Below are 23,080 nucleotides of genomic sequence, written 5' to 3'. Positions count from 1 at the left end.
GCACCTCTATGAGGAGCGCACAGTGACCGAGACCAGCCGCCGCATCGAGACGGACCAGCAGACCACCGCGGGTTCCCCAGATCGCCTTCCCCTCACGGCAGCGCAGCTGGGCATCTGGTATGCCCAGCAGCTCGACCCCGAGAACCCCAGCTACCAGATCGGGCAGTACCTCGATCTCCGTGGCCAGGTCGATGAGGGGCTGCTGCGGATCGCGTTCACGAAGACGGTTGCCGACCTCGACGCGATGAGCCTCGTCCTGGCCGAGGACGGCGACGGGCCGTACGCCGTGCTCGAGCGCCCCTCCCCGACGGCCGACCTCCTCACGGCGTCCGATCTCCGTCGCCTCGGCGAGGAGGAGGCGGTCCGGGTCGCCCGCGAGCGCATGGACCTCGAGCTGGAGACGCCCCGGTCGATGACCGGCGGCGACCTGCTCGGCACGACGCTGTACCGCGTCGCCGAGGAGCGCTGGCTCCTGTTCCAGCGCGTCCACCACGTGCTCCTCGACGGCTACTCGGCCGTCGTCGGCCTGCGCTACCTCGCCGGCGCGTACACCCGGCTCGAGAAGAGCGCCCCTCGCGGCGTGCTCGGCACGCTCCTGTCCGGGCCCATCGCGCACCTCGCCGCGAGGAGCGCGTCTCCCTTGCCCGGCCTGCACGAGCTCCACGAGCATCTCGACGAGTACGCGTCGTCGGAGAAGCACGAGGCGGATGCCGACTACTGGCGCGCCCAGCTCGCCGACGACAGCGTCGTCACGGGCCTCGAGGGCACGACCGGACGCGCCGCCAAGCGCGTCGTGCGCGTCTCGACGAGCATCCCGGAGGCCGACGCGGCTCGTCTGCGAGCGCTGGGCCGCGACCTGCCGAAGACGGCCGTGGGCCTCGTGGCCCTGTACCTGTCGAAGATGACCGGACAGGCGCGGGTCTCCCTCGGCCTCCCGGTCACAGCGCGGCGCGGCAAGGTCGCGAAGACGACCCCCTCGATGCTCTCGAGCATCCTCCCCCTGCGCGTCGACGTCTCCGCGGGGCTCAGCCTCTCCGAGGTCATCGCCAATGCCGGTGACGCGGTCCGCGGCGCCGTCGCCCACCAGCAGTTCCGAGTCGAGGAGGTGGCCCAGACGCACGCGCTCGCGGGCCCTTCCGTCAATCTCCTCCCGGTCATCGACGAGCTGGTCTTCGGCCGCGCTCGCGGCACCGTGAACATCCTGTCGACGGGACCGGTGCATGACCTGTCCGTCGTCATCTCGGGGCTCACGAGCGAGGCCGCCGCGCCGACGCTCCAGCTCGAGGGCGACGCGGAGCTGTACACGAGCGACGTCCTGCGCGAGCACGCCTGGCGGATGCTCGAGCTGCTCTCGCAGGTCCTCGACGAGCCGGCGACCACCACCGTCACCGACGCCAACGTCGTGCGCGCCGACGAGATCGCGGGGCTCCTCGAGCAGGGCTCAGGCGACGATGTCCCGATCGGCCAGGAGTCCGTGCTGCGTGCCTTCTCGAAGGTCGCAGCGGTCCGAGACGCGGAGACGGCGGTCGTCGCCGCAGACGGCACGCTCACCTTCGCTGAACTGGACGCACTCTCGACGAGGCTCGCCCACCACCTCGTTGGCGAGGGCGTCGGTGCGGGGCGCACGGTCGCCGTGCGCATCGAGCGCAGCCGACACCTCCCCGTACTGGTGCTCGCGGTGCTCAAGGCCGGCGGCGTGTACGTCCCCCTCGACCCCGAGTACCCCATCGACCGAGTCGGCAACATGATCGAAGACGCACAGCCAGCGCTCCTGCTCACGAGCAAGGCGCAGGAGCAGCGCGACCTGGCGGCGGGAGCGCAGTGGCGGGTCGCGACCCTCCCGATCGACGCCGACACGTCGGTCGCCTGGCGTCGGAAGACGGCGGACCCCAGCGGCCTTCCGACGGTGGCTCCCTCCGAGCTGGCCTACGTCGTGTTCACCTCGGGCAGCACCGGCCGCCCCAAGGGCGTCGGCGTCGACCGCCTCGCCCTCCGGAACCTCTTCGAGCACCACCGGGCAGAGATCTTCGACCCGGCAGCCGAGCGCCTCGGTAGGCCGGCGCGGGTCGCGCACACGGCTGGCCTCTCGTTCGACGCCGCCTGGGACCCGCTGCTCTGGCTCTTCGCCGGCCACGAGCTGCACATGATCGACGACGACGTCCGCCGTGACCCCCAGCGGCTCGCCGCGTACTTCGCCGAGCACGGGATCGACGCGATCGAGACGACCCCGTCGTTCGCCGAGGCGCTGATCGCCGGCGGGCTGTTCGACCAGGACCGCTACCCGACCGAGATCGCGCTCGGCGGGGAAGCCGTCGGACCCGCGCTCTGGGATGTCCTGGCGGCCCAGCCGGACGTCCGCGCCCTCAACCTCTACGGGCCGACGGAGACGACCGTCGACAGCCTCATCGCGCCGATCGAGAGCGGCTCCGAGCCGCACATCGGCACCTCCGTGCGCAACACGCGCCACTACCTCCTGGATGCATCGCTCACGCCCGTTCCCGACGGCGCGATCGGCGAGCTGTACCTTGCCGGCGCGAACGTCGCCTCCGGCTACGTCGGGCAGCCAGGCCTCAGCGCCGAGCGCTTCCTCGCCGACCCCTTCGCCGGCGACGGGACGCGCATGTACCGCACCGGAGACGTCGTGCGTCGCCGCCGCAGCGGCTCGCTCCGCTTCCTGGGCCGCATCGACGAGCAGATCAAGATCCGCGGCTACCGAGTCGAGCTCGCCGAGGTGGAGGCCGCGCTGCGTCGGCAGCCCGGCGTCTCGGCCGCCGCCGCGATCGTGGTCGGCGAAGGCGCATCCGCCCGCCTCGTCGGCTACGTGACCGGTGACAGCGAGATCACGGACCTGGCCGCTCGCACCAGGGCCTCCCTCGCGACCGAGCTGCCGGGCTACATGGTTCCGAGCAGCGTGCTCGCGCTCAGCGAGCTGCCGATGACGCCGAACGGGAAGCTCGACCGGCGCGCACTTCCCGCGCCGGACCAGGCGCCGAGCGACCCCGTGCAGCAGCCCCGCACCCGCGCGGAGCGCGTCACGGCCGAGGCGTTCGCCGACGTGCTCGGCATCACCTCGATCGGCGTCGACGAGGACTTCTTCGCCGCGGGAGGGCACTCGCTGCTCGCCACGAAGCTCGCCTCGAAGCTCTCCGAGCGCCTCGAACGCCAGGTCACGGTGCGCGACGTGTTCGAGCGGCCCACGGTCGCAGGCCTCGCCTCGCTCGATGCCGAGGATGCCGACGCCGCTCGGACGCTCCCGCTCGTTCCGACACCCCACTCGTACGAGCTCCCCGTCTCACTCGCCCAGCGTCGCCTGTGGTTCCTGAACAGCCTCGAGCCAGGCTCGAGCGCCTACAACATCCCCGTCGTTCTGCACCTGGACGGCGAGCTCGACGTTGCCGCCCTCCGCTGGGCGTTCCGGGACGTCGCGGAGCGCCACGAGCCGCTGCGCACCGTCTTCCCGTACATCGATGGGGAGCCGCGCCAGCGCATCCTCCCGATCGACGAGGGCGCCCCCTCCTTCACGGCCGTCGAGGTCCCCGCGGACCGGGTCGACGAGATCGTCAGGCAGGAATCGCTGCGCCCCTTCGACGTGACCGTCGAGGTTCCCCTGCGCGCTGTGCTCCTGCGCCGCTCCGCGACCTCGCACGTGCTCGTCGCGACCATGCACCACATCGCCTCGGATGGCTGGTCGCTCGCGCCCTTCGCCGCCGACCTCTCCGCCGCCTACACGGCGCGCACGGCTCCCGAGTCCGCCGGCTCGAGCGCCGCCCCGTCCCCCGCGCTGCCCGTCTCCTACGCCGACTACACCCTGTGGCAGCGGGAGTCGCTCGGCTCGGAGGAGGACTCCACGAGCGCCATGAGCACTCAGCTCGACTTCTGGCGCCGGGCCCTCGCGGGCGCACCGGACGAGATCGACCTACCGCGAGACCGCGAGCGCGGGAGCCGGCCGAGCGACATCGGTCACCTCGCCTTCGAGCTCGACGCCGAACGCCACCTCGCGCTGCGCCGCGTCGCCTCTGAGCACCGCACGAGCCTCTTCATCGTCCTCCACGCTGCCGTCGCCGCCGCGCTGGGCCAGCACGGCGCAGGCACCGACATCGTCCTCGGCACGCCGGTCGCGGGCCGCGTCGACCCCAAGCTCGAGCGCCTCGTGGGCTTCTTCGTCAACACGGTCGCGCTGCGCACCTCGCTCGTCGGCAACCCGACCCTCGCCGAGCTCATCGAGCGCGTCCGGGCGGGGAACACCGAGGCCTACGCGCACCAGGACGTGCCGTTCGATGCTGTCGTCGACGCCGTCCGCCCCCCTCGCGTCGCCGATCGCCACCCCGTCTTCCAGGTGCTCCTGACGCTGCAGAACACAGAACCAGCGCGGCTCGACCTCGGCGACGTCGAGGTCACCGTCCCTGGCCAAGTGACGACGGCGGGCGTGAAGACCGACCTCATGCTCGACTTCTCGACGCCCGCTGGCGACGAGGGGCCGCTCGAGGCCGCGCTCGCCTACGACCTCGCCCTCTTCGACGAATCGACGATCGAGCGCATGCGCGACACGGTCGACCGGATGCTCGCCGCCATGGTCGAGTCGGTCGAGCGCCCCCTCTCGGAGATCCCCGCCGTCGACGCCGCGACGCGGCACCGCATCGACACGCAGGCCCGTGGCCGCTCGCTGACCGTCGAAGGGACCGTCCTCGACGTGCTCGCGGCCAGCATCCGCCGCGCACCCCAGGCCTCTGCGCTCGAGGACGAGCACGAACACCTCTCGTTCGCCGAGCTCGGAGCCCGCGTCGACGCCGCGGCCCTGGGGCTCGTCGCCTCCGGCGTGCGTCCCGGCGATCGCGTCGCCGTCGCGCTTCCGCGATCGGGCGACGCGGTGACGCTCGTGCTCGCCGCGCTCCGCAGCGGAGCGATCGCCGTTCCCATCGACATCGACTACCCGGACGCGCGCATCGCGCAGATCCTCGAGGCGAGCACGCCCGCGCTGCTCGTCGCGAGCGATGCGGACCGCCTCGCCGCCCTCGCCGCTGACTCCGGCACTCCGGCAGCCTCCCCCGCCGCGCTCGTCGCGCTCGGGGAGAGCGCCGAGGACACGAGCCTGCCAGAGCTCCCCCGCCCCGAGCAGCCCGCCTACCTCGTGTTCACCTCGGGCACGACCGGCACTCCCAAGGGCGTGCAGGTCCCGCACTCCGCGCTCGCCAACGTCCAGGCGCAGCACGAGGACGCCATGATCGCCCCGCTGCGCTCGCGCCTGGACGGGCGAGCCCCGCGTGTCCTCCACGTCGCCGGCCTCGGCTTCGACGCCGCCTGGGACCCGATCCTCTGGCTCGCCGCCGGGTCAACGCTCGTGATGGCCACGGACGGCACGCGACGAAGCGCCGACGAGCTCGTGCAGCGCGTCGACGACGCCGCGATCGACGTGCTCGAGACCACGCCCTCCTACGTCCGACAGCTCATCAGCACGGGACTCCTCGACCGGGCCGCGCACCGGGAGACGACCCTGCTCATCGCGCTCGGCGGCGAGGCTGTCTCGCGAGAGCTCTGGGACTCCCTCCTCGCCGCGGACGGCGTCGACGCGTGGAACCTCTACGGCCCGAGCGAGTTCGCCGTCGATTCCGTCGTCACCCGCATCAGCGAACCAGGACACGTGCGCATCGGCCGGCCAGTCGCGAACGTGACCGCGCGAGTGCTCGACGCGTTCCTCAGGGATGTGCCGGACGGAGTGCCGGGAGAGCTCCACCTCGCCGGCGCCTCGGAGGCGCACGGGTACCGCGGGCGAGCCGCCGAGACCGCGACCGCCTTCATCGCCGACCCTTCCGGCGACGGCACCCGCCTCTACCGCACCGGAGACATCGTCCGCCGCCATGGATCGGGCGAGCTCGAGTTCCTCCGCCGCGACGACGACCAGATCAAGCTGCGCGGCTACCGCATCGAGCTCGGGGATGTCGAACGCAGCCTCGAGCGCGCGGCTGGCGTGGATGCCGCAGTCGCGACCATCCACGCGCCTGCCGGACAGGACAGCGCGCGGCTCGTCGCCTGGGTCGCCGGGACCGCCGACGGCCAGACCGTCACCGCCCACGCCCGTGCCGCACTGCCCGACTACATGGTGCCCTCGAGCGTCACCGTGCTCGAGCGTCTGCCCCTGACCCCGAACGGGAAGGTCGACCTCGCAGCGCTGCCCGCGCCCGAGTCCGCCGCGGGTTCGCGGCGCCCGCAGACCGAGGACGAGCGCGCCATCTGCGCGGCGTTCGCCGCCGTCATCGGCCTCGACGAGGTCGGACTGGACGACGACTTCTTCCGCCTCGGCGGGCACTCCCTGCTCGCCGTCGCGCTTGCCGGGGAGCTGCGCACGCGCTTCGGCACCGCACCGGCGCTCCGCGCGATCTTCGACGCCCCCACGCCTGCTGGCCTGCTGGCGCTGCTCGGCCGCACCGGCGAGCGCACCGAGGGCGCCCACATGGTGGTCTCCAGCACGCGCCCGCCGCTTCGAGAGTGGACGGCAGCGAACCCCCGCGTGGCCGGACAGCCGCTCCCGCTCTCCCCCGGTCAGGCCCGCCTCTGGTTCCTCAACCGACTCGCGCCGAGCTCCGGCGACTACAACGTCGTCCTCAGCGCTCGGCTCGACGGCGAACTGGACCGGGAGGCGCTCGTCGGCGCGCTCGACGACCTCGTCGCCCGCCACGAGGTGCTGCGCACGAGCTACCCGGAGGCCGACGGGGCACCCGTGCAGCGCATCCACGCCCCGGTCTCCGGCCTGCTCCAGAGCGAGCCGGTCGACGCCTCCGCCGGCTTCGACCTCACTCGCGACCTGCCCTTCCGCGCGGGACTCTCCGAGCAGGGCGACGGATCCTGGCTGCTCCAGCTCGTCATCCACCACATCGCGACCGACGGAGCCTCGCTGGCCCCCCTCGCCCACGATCTCGCAACCGCGTACACGGCGCGAAGGAGCGGCTCCGCAGCACTCCGGCGCCCGCTGCCTGCCCAGTTCGCCGACTTCGCGCGCCTGCTCACGGCGCACGAGGACGAGGCACGCGAAGCACGCGAGCTCACCGCCTGGACCGACTTCCTCGACGGTGCGCCGTCGGTGCTGGAGTTCAGCGCAGACGGCGCCCGCGAAGCCGGGAGCGCCCAGCCGGCGCGTCAGCTGGCCTTCACGGTCCCCGCGAACGTCGCCACCGGTCTCGGCTCCGTCGCCGCCGGGACGTCCGCGAGCGGCTTCCACGGCTGGCTCGGCGCGCTCGCCGGCTTCCTCATGCGCACGGGCTCGGGCACGGACCTCGTGATCGGGGCCCCGTCGGCGGGGCGCCAGGATGCTGACCTGAGCGACCTGATCGGGTTCTTCGTCAACACGCTGCCCCTCAGGATCCAGCTCGGAGACGACGCCACCCTGGCAGGCGCCGTCGAGGCCGCACGAGCGTCAGCGCTCTTCGGCATCGACCACGAGCAGGTGCCGTTCGAGCGCATCGTCGAGGCCGTCGCGCCGGAACGCGTGCTCGGACGCCACCCCCTATTCCAGACGATGCTGGCCGTGGAAGAGCAGAGCGATCTGCCGCTTGCGCTCCCCGGCGTCGATGTCTCGCCCGTGGCCCCGGAGAGCACGGGAGGCGCGAAGTTCGACCTGTCCTTCACGCTGCGCCCGGCCGAGGCCGGCTCCGACGTGCCAGGAGTGCTCGAGTACAACTCCGCGCTGTTCAGCGAGGCAGCGGCCAACGGCCTCGTCGAGCGACTCCTCGCCTTCCTCACGGTCGCGACCGAGACCCCGGAAGCGCCGCTCGCGTCGATCACCATCCCTGGCACCCCGGAACGGCTGCCTGCCTGGCGGCCTGACGGCGACGTGGCTGCGGACGCGGACCTCCGCTCCGTGCTCGAGGCCTTCGATGCCGCGGCGGAGCGCACCCCGGACGCACCGGCCGTCGTCGCCCCGGACGGTGCGGTCGATTTCCGGACCCTCGCCGAGCGGACCGAGCAGGTGTCCCTGGCGCTGCGTCGCAGCGGCGTGACACGGGGCGGCGTCGTCGCCTACCGCCTGCCACGGTCGATCGACACCGTCGCCGCTCTCCTCGGAATCTGGCGGGCCGGTGCCGTCGCGATGCCCATCGACCCCGAGTACCCGAACGAGCGCGTCGACGCGATGCTCGATGCGGCCCGTCCCGCGCTGGTCATCGACGGAGGACTCGACGAGATCCTCGCCGAAGGCGCCGCCGGCGCCGCCGGCGAGGCGGGTGAGGCCGGCGGCTCCGAGGTGCGCACCGCGCAGCTCGACGCCCCCGCCTACCTCATCTTCACCTCGGGAACGACCGGGGTCCCCAAGGGAGTCCAGGTGCCCCACCGCGCTCTCGCGAGCCTCCTGCGCAGCCACCGCTCGACCCTGCTGCCGGACGCCGCCGAGCGCCGCATCCGCGTCGCGCACACCACCGGCGTCGGCTTCGACGCGGCCATGGACCCCATCCTGTGGCTCGCGAGCGGCCACGAGCTGCACGTCATCGCAGACGACGTGCGCCGCGACCCGGAGGCGCTCGTCCAGCTGTTCGCCGACCGGCAGATCAGGGCATGGGAGACGACGCCGAGCTACGTCGAGGCGCTCACCGCGCAGACGGGCCTCGAGCACTGGCTCGACTCCCTCTCAGCCGAGGACAGCTTCACGCTCCTCCTCGGCGGCGAAGCGATCAGCGGCGAGCTCTGGACCTGGCTGCGTCGCCGGACCAGCACCCGTGCCTGGAACCTGTACGGCCCGACCGAGGTCGGCGTCGACTCGATGCTCGCCAGCATCGAGGACACGAAGGAGCCCACGCTCGGATCCACGACTCGGGACGTCGTCGGCCACGTGCTCGATGCCCGCCTCCGACCGGCACCAGCTGGCAGCATCGGCGAGCTCTGGCTCTCCGGGCCCCAGCTCGCCGACGGCTACACGGGCCGCTCAGCAGCCACCGCCGAGCGCTTCGTCGCCGACCCCTTCGCCCGCGACGGCAGCCGCATGTACCGCACCGGCGACCTCGTGGTCGTGCGGGACGCGATGCCTGACGAGCCCAGCCGCGTCGTCTCGCTCGGCCGCACCGATGCGCAGCTCAAGATCCGCGGACACCGCGTGGAACCCGAGGAGCTGACCCGCGTCATCTCCGAGCAGCCCGGCGTCGCCAGTGCCGTGGTCCTTCCCGTCGAGTCGGCCGGACAGACTGTGCTCGGCGCCTGGATCGTGCCGAGCGAGCTGCCCGCCGAGTCGGACGACACGGCGCGGGAACAGCTGGCCGATCAGGTGCTCGCGGCCGTTCGCGGACGGGTGCCCGACTACATGCATCCGGTCGGCATCAGGGTCATCGCGCGCATCCCGCTCACCCCGAACGGCAAGCTCGACCGAGACGCCCTCCCGGAACAGCAGGCGAGCGGAGGCACCGGGCGCGCCCCGAGCACACGCGCCGAGCTGGCCGTGGCAGCGGCCTTCGCCGAGACGCTCGGCGTCGACGACGTCCGCGCCGACGACTCGTTCTTCGCGCTCGGAGGCCACTCGTTCGTCGCGCAGCCGACCATCCGGGCCATCAACGACGCGCTCGGCACCGAGCTGCCCGTGCAAGCCATCTTCCAGGCGCCGTCGGTCGAGGGCCTCGCCGCCCTCGCAAGCGACGGTGGCGGCGACATCGCGGAGAGCCTCCGGATGATCCTGCCGCTGCGCCCAGCGCGCGACGCGGACGGCTCCACCGCCGGCCAGGAGCCGCTCTTCGCGGTCCACCCAGCGAGCGGAATCTCCTGGAAGTTCGCGGGGCTCCTCGCGCACCTCGAGGGCAGCCGGCCGCTCTACGGACTGCAGCTGCCCGGCATCGCGCCCGATGTCGATCACGAATTCGAGCACAGCTCGCTCGAGGAGCTGCTCGACGCGTACGTGAAGGCCATGAAGAGCGTGCAGCCCGAGGGCCCGTATCGGATCATCGGGTGGTCCTTCGGCGGACGCCTGGCGCACCACCTCGCCGCCCACCTCCAGCGAGGCGGCGACGAGGTCGAGCTCCTCGCCATCATCGACGCCTACCCGACGGAGCATTCTTCCGTCGCCGGAGTCGACGGCGGCGACCGCATGTGGCGCGCGTTCCTCGACGCCAACGAGGTGGCGGCCCCGGCAGGCGAGCTCGACGCCGAAGCGGTGCGCGCAGTCCTGGCAGAGGCGGGCAACCCCCTCGCGGACATCCCGGCACGGAGCATCGACCGCATGGTGCGCGGCTTCCTCCGCGTCGGGGCGCTCCTCGACACGACCCCGATCCCCACCTTCGAGGGCGGGCTGCACGTGTTCGAGGCGCGCGTCGACGTGCCGGCAGACCGGCCAGCCCCACAGGCCTGGGCGGCGCACGCCACGGGTCGGGTCACCTCGAGCGGAGTCCAGGCTCGCCACTCGGCGCTGCTCGACGACGCCTCCCTCCGCGTGATCGCCCCAGTGCTCGACACGCTCATGTCCGATTCACATGCACAGCTTGCCAACCGATAGCGAGCCTGCTCCGAAGCACCTGGAGAACCATTCGCGCCACCTCACTCACGAACCCCCGCGTGAACAGAGAAGGGAACATCATGACCAATCCGTTCGATGACATCTCCGCAGAGTTCCGAGTCCTCGTCAACGAGCTGCAGCAGCACTCCCTCTGGCCCGACTTCGCCGACGTGCCCGCAGGCTGGGTCGTCGTCTACGGCCCAGCCCCCAAGCAGGCCTGCCTCGACTACGTGACCGAGAACTGGCGAGACATCACGCCCGTCCGCGAGCGCGACCTGGCGGTCTCGTGATCTCGATCCGCGGGCTCAGGAAGCGCTTCGGCGACTTCACCGCGCTCGACGGCGTCGACCTCGAGATCCCAGCAGGCTCCGTCCACGCACTCCTCGGCCCGAACGGGGCGGGCAAGACCACCACCGTCCGAGTCGTCACGACCCTCCTCGACCCGGATGCCGGCGACGTGCAGGTCGCCGGCCACTCCGTCCGGCGCGAGGCTCAGGACGTGCGCCGCAGCATCGGCGTCTCCGGCCAGTACGCGGCCGTCGACGAGAAGCTCACCGGAGTCGAGAACCTGACGATGGTCGGCCAGCTCTACGGCATGCGGCGCCGAGACGCGAAGGCACGCGCGAACGAGCTGCTCCGCGACTTCCGCCTCGACGACCTGCACCCCAAGAAGCGCGCGGGCGACTACTCGGGCGGCATGCGCCGCCGCCTCGACCTTGCCGGCGCCATCGTCGCCAGGCCGCCCGTCGTGATCCTCGACGAGCCGACGACGGGACTCGACCCGCGCGGGCGTCGCGATACCTGGGATGCGATCCAGACGCTCGCGACGGCAGGCACGACGGTGCTCCTGACAACCCAGTACCTGGAGGAGGCCGACCAGCTGGCCGATGCCATCTCGGTCATCGACTCGGGCCGGATCGTGGCAGAGGGCACCGCGTCGGCCCTCAAGGCGCGGGCAGGAGGAGCCGCGATCGATCTTGTGCTCGAGCGGGCGGAGGACGGCCACAGGGCCCTCCAGATCGTCGCCGCGATCGGACGCGAGGCGTCCCTCGACGACCGCGCCGTGCGCATCACCGCCAAGGCACCGAACGGCAGCCGTGATCTCGCGGCCGTGCTCGCCGGCCTCTCGGAGGCCGGGATCGGCACGATCGAGGCGGCGCTGCGGCAGCCGACCCTCGACGAGGTCTTCCTCCAGATCACGGGGCAGCGACCCGACGACGCGTCCGCCGAGCTGCACACCGACGACGAGCGAGAGGCGGTCACCGCATGAGCGCAATCACCGCGGCCTTCCGCGACGGCAGCATCGTCGCCCGCAGGAACGTGCTCAACGTGCAGCGCACGCCTGGCGCCCTCGTGACCGGCATCGCGCAGCCCATCATCTTCGTCCTCATCCTCGCCTTCGTCTTCGGCGGCGCGTTGGGCGGCGCCGACTACCGGCAGTTCCTGATCGGCGGCATTCTCGCCCAGACCCTGACCTTCAACTCCTCGTTCACCGCCGTCTACCTCGCGAAGGACCTGCAGTCCGGCCTCATCGATCGGCTCCGCACGCTCCCCATGTCGCGCGTCGGCGTCATCCTCGGACGGACGAGCTCCGATCTCGTCACGAGCATCATCTCCATCGCCGTGATCCTGACGTGCGGACTCGCGATCGGCTGGCGCGTCGAATCCGGCCCGCTCGAAGTGCTCGCCGCCTTCGCGCTGCTGCTGCTCTTCGCCTTCGCGACCTCCTGGATCGGCGCGACCATCGCGCTCACCGCGAAGAGCGTCGAGGTCGCGCAGAGCCTCGGCCTCCTGTGGCTGTTCCCCGTCTGCTTCATCTCCGGTGCCTTCGTCTCGGCGGACATGCTCCCCGGCCCCCTTCGCGCGTTCGCGGAGTGGAACCCGGTCACGGCGGTCGCAAGCGCCGTCAGGGAGCTCTTCGGCAACGCGGCCCCGAGCGGCTTCACGGCTGCCGGAGGATGGCCCGCCGAGAACGCCGTCCTGTACGCGTTCCTGTGCAGCGTCGCGATCATCGCGATCTTCGCGCCGATCGCCGTGTGGCAGTACCGCCGCATCAGCCGCCGATGATCGCCGTGCTCGCCGCTGGCATCGACGAGGTCCTCGACGCCGCGTCGCAGTGCGCGAGCGCCGACGACCTCGCCGCCGCCGGCGCTCGGAGCACCGAGGAGCTGCGTCGCCGCACGCTGGCGGGGCGCTCCGCCCTCCGGCTGCTGGCGGCGTGGGGCCGCGGGGTCCCGCTCGAGCTGGCCGGCGAGCTCGACATCGCCCGCCGCTGCGCAGACTGCGGCGGACGCCACGGGCAGCCGACGAGCAGCGACCTCTCGCTGAGCTCCTCGACGACGAACGGCCGGGTGCTCGTCGCGATCGCCGACCCGGCGGACGCGATCGGCGTCGACATCGAGACCGTGCCGACACAGCTGTGGTCCGAGTTCGACGCGTACGCCCTGCACCCAGCAGAGCGGCTCCGGATGCCCGCGTCGACGCAGCGGGTGGGCGTCGCCGCTCGCATCGCCCTCTGGACGGCGAAGGAGGCCGCGCTGAAGGTCTCCGGCCGTGGCCTCCGAGACGAGCCGTCCTCGCTGCGCGTCGAGGAGCATCCGCTCGATGGGCACCCCTCCTGGCGCATCGTCCACGGTGCGCCGAGTCCCGCATCTGGTCCGTCTTCCGTGAGTGTGCGCCAACTCGCGATCGGCGGCAGCGCGGAGGCATCGATCGCCACCACCCGCCCCCAGGAGGTACGGCTCTGGAGCATGCCCGAGCTGCTGACCGAGCTCGGCTGCCTCCCGGACACCGGCTACGACGTGGGCGAGCTCTCGCACCTGACCTGACCGCGGAAGCTCCCCGAGCCCGCCAGATGGGCCGAACCCACCAGATGGGCCGAGCCCACCAGATGGGAAAAGGCTGTGCTTCTCACCCCACACGGGCCGGCATCTTCCCGGATTCCAGGCGTGGAAAGCACAATGTGGCTATGCGGAGAGTCAACGTCATCGTGGCCGGGACTGTCCAGGGTGTCGGCTACCGCTTCACCACGGCGCAGGAGGCGCAGCGGCTGGGTGTGAGCGGCTGGGTCCGCAACCTCCACGACGGCCGGGTCGAAGCCGAGCTCGAAGGAGAGGAGCACCAGGTGGATGCGCTCCTCGCGTGGATGAGCAAAGGGCCCCCGTATGCCGAAGTCACCGCATCTCGCGTCTCCGAGCGGACCCCAAAGGGAACCGAGGGCTTCCGCGTCGTGCGCTGAGCGTCCCGACGTTAGCCTCCCCGCGTTGACCTCCCCCTAGGTCGTGAGCCCGCCGAAGAGCACCGAGACCATCATGGCGACGATGACCGAGTTGAACGCGAACGCCAGCACCACGTTGGTCCGGGCGATGCGCCAGCCGCGGCGCGACGTGATCTCAGCCGACGCCGTCGCCGCCATCGTCGACATCAGGACCGCGAGCGTCAGGTAGTCGCCGAAGCGAGGCTCCTCCTCGAACGGGAACACGATCTGCGACCGGCGCGCGGCTTCCCGCTCGCGCTCGTCCGCTCCCCCATGTCCCGCCTCAGCATCAGGGACGGCGTCGAGGCGGAGGTACTCCAACGCGAACGCGTAGACCATGAGCGCCCACGAGGCCGCGACCGTGGCGAGCCCGAGCACCACGAAGATGGTCTGGTCGCGGAAGGCGGGTTCCTGCGCGATAGCGACCGTGAGGGCGACCGCGACCATGGCGCCCGCCATCGTCCAGTCCGTCGCTCCCCCGTAGCCGACGAGCCGATGCCACCAGCGGCGCTTCGTGATGCGCTCTCGCCTCGAGGCGACCCGCAGCTGCACCGCGTCCGCGTCGCGATAGGCGAGGTGCGTCCAGACCAGGTACACCGTTCCGAACAGCGGCCAGAACACGATGAAGATGCTCACGAGGTAGCGAACCGTGTCGCCGATCTCGACGCCGAGGCGTCTCGCCACGAACAGGTAGAAGGCCGCTGCGAACGGCACCGCGATGAGCGCGCTCCAGTTGGCCCGTGCAGTGTCGCCCATGATGCGTCTCGCCATGCGGACATCCTCCCGCATCGCGCGGGGAACCGAGCGGCAGCTCAGACGAAAAAGCCCCGGTCAGCTTCAGCTGACCGGGGCTTCGTGGTGGATCTGAGGGGATTCGAACCCCTGACCCCCTGCATGCCATGCAGGTGCGCTACCAGCTGCGCCACAGACCCGCACCCGTTTCCGGGAACTCGAAAATAATAGCTCAGAAGCTGGGACGCACCAAATCGAGGCGGCCAGCGCGTGTCGCTACCGAGCGGTGCGACGGGGCCAGGCATCCACACCCATGCGCACCGCGATGACGACGAGGAAGGCCGCGAAGAGCAGATTCGCGAGCGAGGGCGAGATGGCGGCGGCGCTCAAGCCCCCGAGGCTCGTCGTGAGGCAGGCGGCGCCGCCGACCGCGAGGCCGGCACCCACATCCACGTTCTTGCGGCGCAGGTTGCTGATCGTGCCGGACAGCGCCGTCGGAATCATCATGAGCAGGGAGCTGCCCTTCGCGAGCAGGTCGCTCGAGCCGAAGAGCACGACCAGCATCGGCACGACCACGACTCCCCCGCCGATGCCGAGCAGGCCGGACAGCACGCCCGTGCAGAGGCCCAGGAACACCAGCAGCGCGCCGCCGAGCAGATCGATGTGCACTGCGGCGTCCCTCGACGGCACGACGAGGAAGAGCGAGACGATGACGACCCCGATGAACGCGATGAACGCCCACTGCAGCGTGCGCTTCGAGATCTTCTCCAGCAGCCATGACCCGAGCGGGGCACCCGCGATCGCGCCGACGGCCAGCAGCCCCGCCAGGAGCAGGTCGACGTTGCCGCCGACCGCGTACGTCACCACCCCGACGATCGCCGACGGCAGGATGGCGAGCAGCGAGGTGCCAGCGGCCAGGCGGGTGTCGAGCCGCACCAGATAGACGAGTGCGGGCACGATGAGGATGCCCCCGCCGACCCCGAAGAGCCCCGAGAGGAAGCCCGCGAGCAAGCCGGTGAGGATGAGCCAGGCCCATCCGCCCTTCGACCTGCGGGGCGTCACGCCGCTCAGCTCTGCTCGGCCTGGTTCGGCTGCTCGGCGGCTACGTCGCCCTCGCCGAGATCGAGCTTCACGACGGGTGCGTCGTTCCACAGGCGCTCGAGCCCGTAGAACGTGCGCTCCTCCTCGTGGAAGACGTGCACGACGATGTCGTTGAAGTCGAGGAGCACCCAGCGACCCTCGCGACGGCCCTCTCGGCGCAGCGTGCGCTGCCCGATGTCGCGCATCGCGTCTTCGATCTCATCGGCGATGGAGAGCACCATGCGCTCGTTGCGACCGGAGACGAGGAGGAAGATGTCCGTGAGCGGCATGTTGTTCGAGACATCCAGGGCGACGATGTCGAAGCCGAGTCTCTTGTCGGCAGCCTTCGCTGCGATGTCTGCCAGTTCGATTGCTCGCGTACTCGCGGTCATTCGGTCCCTTTCATTGAGAGCCCAGATGAGCTCAACGTGGTGTCCGAGAGGCGATGCGCTCGCCAGCTGATCAGAACCAACCCTGAACAATACCCAGGATCACTGCGACAACGCCAGCCACAGCGACGGCGAGGCCACTCACGACCGCCCAGATCGACAGCCGCACGCCGTGCCCACGGCGGGGTGCGAGCGGCATTCCAGGCTCGCGCACCGCGCGGCTGGCCGCGACCGGACTGTGCTCCTCGACGGCGCTCGAGTGCAGCTGCTCGTCGCCCTCGTCAGCGTGGTCGATCTCCGGCGAGTCGAGCCCCGTCGTCAGCGTGCCGAAGTTGGAGAGCTCGCGGGAGACCTGCATCTTGCCCGTGATCATGAGATCACCCGCGCCGCTGAGGGCGCCGGTGATATCGGGCGAGCTCATCTCCGGCATGACGATCATGCCCGTCGGCGTCTCGTCCGTGGAGTGGCTGGCCATGACGAGGCGTCGGAAGTAGTCGCCGCTCGTGCCGTCCTCCTGCGCCTCCTGCTCGACGGCCGCCGGGCTGCGATTGAACGAGTCGCCGGGCAACTCGGGGGCCTCAGCGACCTCCTCGACCTCAGCGACGTCCGGGGTCTCAGAAGCCTCAGTGGACTCGAGCGTCGCCGGCACGTCGATCGGCGTCGGCGAGAGGCCGTCCACCTGGAGCGGAGCCTCGAGCGCGACGCCGGATGCGAGCTGAGCCGGCTGCGCCGATTCAGCACGAGGGGCCGGAGCGGCTGGAACGACAGGAGCGGCTTCTTCGGATCCCGCCTCAGCCTCCACGGAGACCATCGGCGCCATCGTCGGGAGCTCGGGCTGCTCGCCCTTCTCGCGGCGACGTTCGAGCTCGCGAAGCTCGCGGCGAGTCAGTGGGGCGTCACTCATATGGCATCAATCTCTTCTGCCGTGTACAGCCTGTGCTTGGCCATGTACTGCACGACACCGTCTGGCACCAGGTACCAGACCGGCTTCTCCTCGTAGGCCCTCGCCCTGATGTCCGTCGAGGAGATCGCCAGGGCTGGGATCTTGAGCGCCGTCACCTTGTCGGCGGGGATGCCGTCGGTGCGCATCTCGTGCCCCGGTCGCGAGACCGCGACGAACTGGGCGAGTTCGAACAGCTCGAGCGAGTTCTTCCACCCAAGGATCTGCGCGATGGCATCCGCACCCGTGATGAAGTACAGGTCTGCATCCGGGCGGAGTCGCTGGACGTCGCGCAGGGTGTCGATCGTGTACGTGGGGCCGTCGCGGTCGACGTCGACACGACTCACCTTGAACCGGGGGTTCGAGGCCGTCGCGATGACCGTCATCAGGTAGCGGTGCTCGACCGGGGTGACGTGCGACTTGTGCGACGGCTTTCCTGTCGGCACGAAGAGCACCTCATCGAGATCGAAGTGCGCCGCCGCCTCGCTCGCCGCCACGAGGTGCCCGTGGTGGATCGGGTCGAAGGTTCCACCCATGACGCCGACTCTGCGGCGCTCGGGAACCGGGGAAGGCTCGACGGTGTGAGGCATAAGGCGGGCGCGTCTCCGCGCTAGTGCTTCGAGTGCTCCGAGCCGGCCTCGATGACGCCAGCGTGGTTGAACGGCTCGTAGGGAACGACCTTGGAGTCGACCGGGTTGCTGTGCCACGTGTTGCGGAACGCGTACGTGACGACGATGAGGGCAACGAAGGCGACGAGTGTGACGACACCGAACATGATCGGGGGCATCACCAGCTCGTTGACGATGTGGTGCCCTTCTTCGGCCAGCACGGATTGGGCCAGCACGGCATCAGCAAGCGCAGCGGGAATCAGCTCGATCATGCGTCCCACCCTACCAATGTTCGCGGGGTCACTCGTCGACCTTCCACACGCCGCCCTCGCGCTCGCGCTCGAGTTCGGCACGCGCCGCGGCCTTGCCGTCCATGCGCTCGTAATAGCCCTCGCGCCGCTCACGCGTGGTGGTGCGGCTGTTCTCCTCGAGGCGACTGTCCGTGCCACGCGGCGAGACCGTGAGCTCTGCCGCGCTCGTGAGCGTCGGCTCCCAGTCGAAGACGATGCCCTGCGCGCCAGGCCCGATGATGACGGCGGAACCGGCGACTGCACCGGCCTTGAAGAGGGCTTCCTCGACACCGATCTTGTTGAGGCGGTCCGCGAGGTAGCCGATGGCCTCGTCGTTCGCGAAGTCCGTCTGCGCAACCCAACGCTGCGGCTTCTCACCGAGGATCCGGTAGGTGTTGCCGTGCGTTCCGCCTTCGACGCGGATCTCGAACGGCTTCTCGTCGACGGGGCGCGGACGCAGCACGATGCGCGGCTTGATGGCCAGCTCGGCGAGCTTGGCCTCCCTGTCACGGTCGATGAGCTCGCCGAGCGCGAAGGAGAGTTCCTTGAGGCCCTCGTGGCTCACCGTCGAGATCTCGAAGACACGGTAGCCGCGCTCCTCCAGCTCGGGGCGCACGAATTCGGCGAGCTCACGCCCATCGTGCAGGTCGATCTTGTTGAGCGCGACGAACTGCGGACGCTCCAGGAGCGGCGTCTGCCCCTCCGGCACCGGGTAGTTGCCGAGCTCCTCGAGGATGACATCGAGGTCGCTGATCGGGTCGCGGCCCGGGTCGAGCGTTCCGCAGTCGAGCACGTGCAGCAGCGCGGAGCACCGCTCGACGTGCCGCAGGAAGTCGAGGCCGAGGCCCTTGCCCTCGCTCGCGCCCTCGATGAGGCCGGGAACGTCGGCGACCGTGTAGCGGTACTGGGCCGCCTGCACGACGCCGAGGTTCGGGTGGAGCGTGGTGAAGGGGTAGTCGGCGATCTTCGGCTTGGCCGCGGACATCGCCGCGATGAGGCTCGACTTGCCAGCAGACGGGTAGCCGACGAAGGCCACATCCGCGACGATCTTGAGCTCGAGCTGCACCTGCAGCTCCTCGCCTGGCGTGCCGAGCAGAGCGAAGCCCGGCGCCTTGCGCTTCGTGTTGGCGAGCGACGCGTTGCCGAGACCGCCCTGTCCGCCCTCGGCAGCGACGTAGCGCATGCCGGGCTCGGAGAGGTCAGCGAGTTCGACGCCGTCCGCGTCGCGGACGACCGTTCCGATGGGAACCGGCAGATCGAGCGGCTGACCGGTGTACCCGTTGCGCCAATCGCCCATCCCGAAGCCGCCCTTGTCGCTCGAGCGATGCGGCTTGTGGTGGTACGACAGCAGCGTCGTCTCCTGCGGGTCGGCGTAGAACGTGATGCTGCCGCCGTTGCCGCCATCACCGCCGTCGGGGCCGGCGAGTGGCTTGAACTTCTCGCGCTTGACGGAGACGCAGCCGTTGCCACCCTCTCCAGCGCGCAGATACAGCGTCACCTGGTCGACGAAGGTGGCCATGAAGAGCTCCTGTAGAACGATAAGTCGTGAAAATACGGATGAGGGGCGGACCGTGGCCCGCCCCTCATCCTGACACCGCCCTGGATTCAGGGACTGTGCTTGCTGCTATTCGCCAGCGACGATGTTGACCACCTTGCGGCGGCCCTTCGCACCGAACTCGACGATGCCTGCCGAGAGGGCGAACAGCGTGTCGTCGCCACCGCGGCCCACGAGGGCGCCGGGGTGGAAGTGCGTGCCGCGCTGACGGACGAGGATCTCGCCCGCGCTGACGGTCTGGCCCGCGAAACGCTTCACGCCGAGGCGCTGAGCGTTCGAGTCACGGCCGTTGCGAGTCGAGCTCGCTCCCTTTTTGTGTGCCATTGAAGTCTGCTCCTCGACTTACTTGATGTCGGTGATCTTGATGCGCGTGAGCTCCTGACGGTGGCCCTGACGCTTCTTGTAACCGGTCTTGTTCTTGTACTTCTGGATGACGATCTTCGGGCCGCGGAGGTCGTTGAGGACCTCTGCAGTCACCGTGACCTTAGCGAGCTTCTCTGCGTCACTCGTGATGGTCTCACCGTCGACGAGCAGCACAGCCGGAAGCGTGACGTTGCCCTTCTTGTCGGCAACAACACGGTTCGTGGTGAGCACAGTGCCCACCTCTACCTTCTCCTGCCGTCCACCGGCGCGCACAACTGCGAATACCACTTCAGTACCTTTTCTCCGAGCCCGACAAGGTCGGACGCTGTGTCTTCAAACTCTGGAAGCCCTGCTCGCTGCGGCGAGCTGACTCTGCCCTGCAACCGGGCGAGGGAATGCCAGCACGAATGCAAACGTGCAACAGCGAACCACTTTACCCGGCAGGGTCGGTGCGCGCAAGCGCACCCACCCACTCGACGCTTTCGCGTCCGGTCGCCCTACTCTGTCATCTTACTCGGCAGAGAGCGGCGGCGTCGTGATGCGGCGGCGGCGCGGACGCCCCGAAGCACCCTTGGGCGGCTCAACCGTCGCCGGTTGCGCTGCCTTCGGCGCAGACGCCGTCGGCGCTTCCTGAACCTTCTCAGGGGCGGCGGCGGGCGTCGTCACCTCGACCGCGGCGGGGGCCTCGGTCGTTTCGCCCGCTGCCGGCTGCTGCTCACCCTCTGGGGTGACCAGCGCATCCAGCAGCGAGTCGAGTTCACGAAGCGCTGCCGGGTCGGCCTCGCGCTTGGTCTGTGCCGGCTCGGCGCTCTGGGCCGAGTCGAAGTCGAAGAGGTTCTCGCTGGCGCGCGCCTTCCGGTCGTCGCCATCCGACTGCTGCACCGCATTGCGGTCGAGCGTCACCGGCTCGCTCGGCGCCTGCTCCGGAGCCTCCGACGTCGCCGGAGCCTGAGCATCCGTCTTGGCGCGCCTGCGGCCGCGACGCGAACGACGCGACTCACCCTGCTGCCCGGACTGCTCGTCGCCGCCACGCTCGTCGGCGACCGGCGCCTGGGCGCTCGCCTGCACGACGGGCTGCTGCTCTTCCGAAGGTTCGCCCTGCTTCTGCCCGGTGAGCGTCGACGCCGCGATCTTCGAGAGAGCGCCCCGCGCCTCCTCGGTGATGCCGTGCGTCGACGTCGCGGCCGGAGCTGCGACGGCACGAGGAGCCTGCTGCTCACGCTGCTGACCACCGCGGCCCTTGCGGCTGCTCTTCGCGTTCGCGCTGCTGTCAGGCGCTCCCCCACGGTGCTTGAGCACCGGGTCGTGGAAGACGATGACACCACGGCCAGCGCAGGACTCGCACGGCTCGCTGAACGTCTCGAGCAGGCCGAGACCGAGCTTCTTGCGGGTCATCTGCACGAGCCCGAGGCTCGTCACCTCTGCGACCTGGTGCTTCGTGCGGTCACGGCTCAGGCATTCGATGAGGCGACGCATGACGAGGTCGCGGTTCGATTCGAGCACCATGTCGATGAAGTCGACGACGATGATGCCGCCGATGTCGCGAAGACGCAGCTGGCGGACGACCTCTTCGGCCGCCTCCAGGTTGTTCTTGGTGACCGTCTCCTCGAGGTTGCCGCCGGAGCCGACGAACTTCCCCGTGTTGACGTCGACGACCGTCATGGCCTCCGTGCGGTCGATCACCAGCGAGCCGCCGGACGGCAGCCAGACCTTCCGGTCCAGCGCCTTCTCGATGTGCTCGGTCGCGCGGTACTCGGCGAAGACGTCGCCGCCCTGGAACGCCTCGACGCGGTCGACGAGGTCAGGGGCGACCTGGTGCAGGTAGTTCGTGATGGTCTCGAGCTCTTCGCTGCCCTGGATCACGATCTTGTGGAAGTCCTCGTTGAAGACGTCGCGGATGATCTTGACGAGGAGGTCGGGCTCGGAGTGCAGGAGCGCCGGAGCGGGTCCCGCCTCGATGCGCGAGGAGATGTCGGCCCACTGCGCGGTGAGTCGGTTGACGTCGAGCTCGAGCTGATCCTGGGTCGCGCCCTCGGCAGCCGTGCGCACGATGACGCCGACGCCTGCCGGCAGCGTCTCCTTGAGGATCTTCTTGAGGCGTGCGCGCTCCGTGTCCGGGAGCTTGCGGGAGATGCCGTTCATGGAGTTCCCCGGCACGTAGACCAGGTAGCGACCAGGCAGCGACACCTGGCTCGTGAGGCGGGCGCCCTTGTGGCCGATCGGGTCCTTCGTGACCTGGACGAGCACGCGGTCGCCCGGCTTGAGGGCGTTCTCGATGCGACGCGACTTGCCGCCGACCTCCGCAGCGGCCCAGTCGACCTCACCGGAGTAGAGCACGGCGTTGCGGCCGCGCCCGATGTCGATGAAGGCGGCCTCCATGCTCGGGAGCACGTTCTGCACGCGACCGAGGTACACATTGCCGATGAGCGACGACTCCTGCGAACGCGCGACGTAGTGCTCGACGAGCACCTTGTCCTCGAGCACGCCGATCTGGACGCGGTCGTCCTTGGCGCGGACGAGCATGACGCGGTCGACCGCCTCGCGACGAGCGAGGAACTCGGATTCGGTGATGACCTGGCGGCGACGCCCGCTCTCGCGGCCCTCGCGGCGGCGCTGACGCTTCGCCTCGAGACGCGTGGACCCCTTGATCTTCTGCGGCTCCGTGATGAGCACGGGCTCTTCGACCGGCTGCTCCTCGCGGGACTGACGACGACGCGTCGTCGACTGCTGGCGCTCTGCCGGGGCCTGTCGGCGGTCGTCGCGCGACGACTCCCTCGACCGCTCGCCGCGGTCAGCGCGGTCGTTGCGGTCAGCGCGGTCACGCTCGCCACGGTCCGAACGCTCGCCACGCTCGGAGCGGTCGTTGCGATCCTGCCTGTCGTAGCGATCGTTCCGGTCGCCGCGCTCCTGGCGCTCGTACGGCTCGTCGTCCTGACGGCGACCGCGGCCGCGGTCTTCGCGTGGGCTGCGTTCCAGCACCGGGGGCAGATCCGGCTGCAGGAAGAAGAGCGTCGTGGAGGAGATGACGGACGGGACCGACGACGCAGACTCCTCGGTCGACTCGTGCTCCACTGCGCCTACCCCTGCCGCAGTCGCGGACTCCTGGCCCGCCTCTGCGTCGAACTGCTCATCGGTGGTGTTCTGGTCTGATTCGTTTGTGGTCACCATTTCTGGTGTGCTCCTACTCCGGCGTGGCGCAAAGCGTGCGCCCACCCCTCCGGGCGATGAAGATGCCATGCATCCTCATCGAAAATGGTCTCCGCCCGTTCGGCGGAAAGGTTGTACGTAGTGTGCCGCGGTTGCGGCGATCCTGCCTGCGGCCCGTGCGACGGAGCGTTGCTCTGCTCGTGGCTCGTGCCTGAAAAACTTCGGGTGCCGTGGGACTCTGCCCGGTCGACCTTTCCAGTA

General features: G+C 70.2%; 16 protein-coding genes and 1 tRNA gene. 6 read left to right on the top strand and 11 right to left on the bottom strand.

Annotation, left to right across the window (positions count from 1 at the left end; all coding sequences use genetic code 11):
• Positions 1-22: 22 nt before the first annotated feature.
• The 6 genes from C5B99_RS05775 (at position 23) to C5B99_RS05750 (ending at position 13,697) form a co-directional block, all read left to right on the top strand.
• Positions 23-10,459, top strand: a complete 10,437-nt coding sequence (locus C5B99_RS05775; RefSeq protein WP_104240837.1) for a non-ribosomal peptide synthetase — start codon at positions 23-25, stop codon at positions 10,457-10,459.
• 80 nt (positions 10,460-10,539) lie between these two features.
• A complete protein-coding gene (locus tag C5B99_RS05770; protein ID WP_104298996.1) occupies positions 10,540-10,749 on the top strand; it encodes an MbtH family protein in 210 nt (69 codons plus the stop codon).
• Entirely contained in the window at positions 10,746-11,729 is a 984-nt protein-coding gene (locus C5B99_RS05765) for an ATP-binding cassette domain-containing protein (protein ID WP_104240836.1), read from the top strand. Before C5B99_RS05770 ends, C5B99_RS05765 begins: the two co-directional genes overlap by 4 nt.
• Positions 11,726-12,526, top strand: a complete 801-nt coding sequence (locus tag C5B99_RS05760; RefSeq protein WP_104240835.1) for an ABC transporter permease — start codon at positions 11,726-11,728, stop codon at positions 12,524-12,526. Before C5B99_RS05765 ends, C5B99_RS05760 begins: the two co-directional genes overlap by 4 nt.
• The gene (locus C5B99_RS05755) at positions 12,523-13,287 is read left to right on the top strand and encodes a 4'-phosphopantetheinyl transferase superfamily protein (RefSeq protein WP_181064950.1); all 765 of its coding nucleotides are present in this window, start codon (positions 12,523-12,525) and stop codon (positions 13,285-13,287) included. Before C5B99_RS05760 ends, C5B99_RS05755 begins: the two co-directional genes overlap by 4 nt.
• 140 nt (positions 13,288-13,427) lie before the next feature.
• Positions 13,428-13,697 (top strand): acylphosphatase, encoded by a 270-nt coding sequence (locus tag C5B99_RS05750; protein ID WP_160070539.1) that lies wholly within the window; start codon positions 13,428-13,430, stop codon positions 13,695-13,697.
• Between the two features lie 36 nt (positions 13,698-13,733).
• Here C5B99_RS05750 and C5B99_RS05745 read toward each other — a convergent pair whose 3' ends face one another.
• From C5B99_RS05745 to C5B99_RS19605, 11 genes are all read right to left on the bottom strand, one after another.
• Positions 13,734-14,486: a DUF1345 domain-containing protein gene (locus C5B99_RS05745; protein WP_181064949.1), complete on the bottom strand. Its 753-nt coding sequence runs from the start codon at positions 14,484-14,486 to the stop codon at positions 13,734-13,736.
• An 85-nt stretch (positions 14,487-14,571) separates the two neighbouring features.
• Positions 14,572-14,647 (bottom strand) — tRNA-Ala (locus tag C5B99_RS05740).
• A gap of 76 nt (positions 14,648-14,723) precedes the next feature.
• A complete protein-coding gene (locus C5B99_RS05735; RefSeq protein WP_258063086.1) occupies positions 14,724-15,509 on the bottom strand; it encodes a sulfite exporter TauE/SafE family protein in 786 nt (261 codons plus the stop codon).
• Between the two features lie 5 nt (positions 15,510-15,514).
• Positions 15,515-15,919, bottom strand: a complete 405-nt coding sequence (gene rsfS / locus C5B99_RS05730; protein ID WP_104240912.1) for a ribosome silencing factor — start codon at positions 15,917-15,919, stop codon at positions 15,515-15,517.
• A 70-nt stretch (positions 15,920-15,989) separates the two neighbouring features.
• The gene (locus C5B99_RS05725) at positions 15,990-16,820 is read right to left on the bottom strand and encodes a hypothetical protein (protein WP_104240831.1); all 831 of its coding nucleotides are present in this window, start codon (positions 16,818-16,820) and stop codon (positions 15,990-15,992) included.
• On the bottom strand, positions 16,817-17,446 hold the full coding sequence (gene nadD, locus C5B99_RS05720; RefSeq protein WP_104240830.1) for a nicotinate-nucleotide adenylyltransferase: 630 nt from the start codon (positions 17,444-17,446) through the stop codon (positions 16,817-16,819). Before nadD ends, C5B99_RS05725 begins: the two co-directional genes overlap by 4 nt.
• A gap of 20 nt (positions 17,447-17,466) precedes the next feature.
• Positions 17,467-17,736, bottom strand: a complete 270-nt coding sequence (locus C5B99_RS05715; protein ID WP_104240829.1) for a hypothetical protein — start codon at positions 17,734-17,736, stop codon at positions 17,467-17,469.
• A gap of 28 nt (positions 17,737-17,764) precedes the next feature.
• Positions 17,765-19,273 carry a GTPase ObgE gene (obgE, locus tag C5B99_RS05710; RefSeq protein ID WP_104240828.1) on the bottom strand — a complete coding sequence of 503 codons (1,509 nt, stop codon included), beginning with the start codon at positions 19,271-19,273 and terminating at the stop codon, positions 17,765-17,767.
• Between the two features lie 105 nt (positions 19,274-19,378).
• Positions 19,379-19,633, bottom strand: coding sequence for a 50S ribosomal protein L27 (gene rpmA / locus C5B99_RS05705; protein ID WP_068481308.1), 255 nt, complete (start codon positions 19,631-19,633; stop codon positions 19,379-19,381).
• 18 nt (positions 19,634-19,651) lie between these two features.
• Positions 19,652-19,960 carry a 50S ribosomal protein L21 gene (gene rplU / locus C5B99_RS05700; protein ID WP_068481311.1) on the bottom strand — a complete coding sequence of 103 codons (309 nt, stop codon included), beginning with the start codon at positions 19,958-19,960 and terminating at the stop codon, positions 19,652-19,654.
• Positions 19,961-20,182: 222 nt separating this feature from the next.
• A complete protein-coding gene (locus C5B99_RS19605; protein WP_308471578.1) occupies positions 20,183-22,840 on the bottom strand; it encodes an Rne/Rng family ribonuclease in 2,658 nt (885 codons plus the stop codon).
• Positions 22,841-23,080: the final 240 nt, after the last annotated feature.

Origin of the sequence: Pseudoclavibacter sp. Z016 (assembly GCF_002931215.1) — a bacterium.
Taxonomy (GTDB): domain Bacteria; phylum Actinomycetota; class Actinomycetes; order Actinomycetales; family Microbacteriaceae; genus Pseudoclavibacter.
The sequence above is the reverse complement of the archived record's forward strand: the minus strand, read 5'-3'. Positions and strand labels throughout refer to the sequence as shown.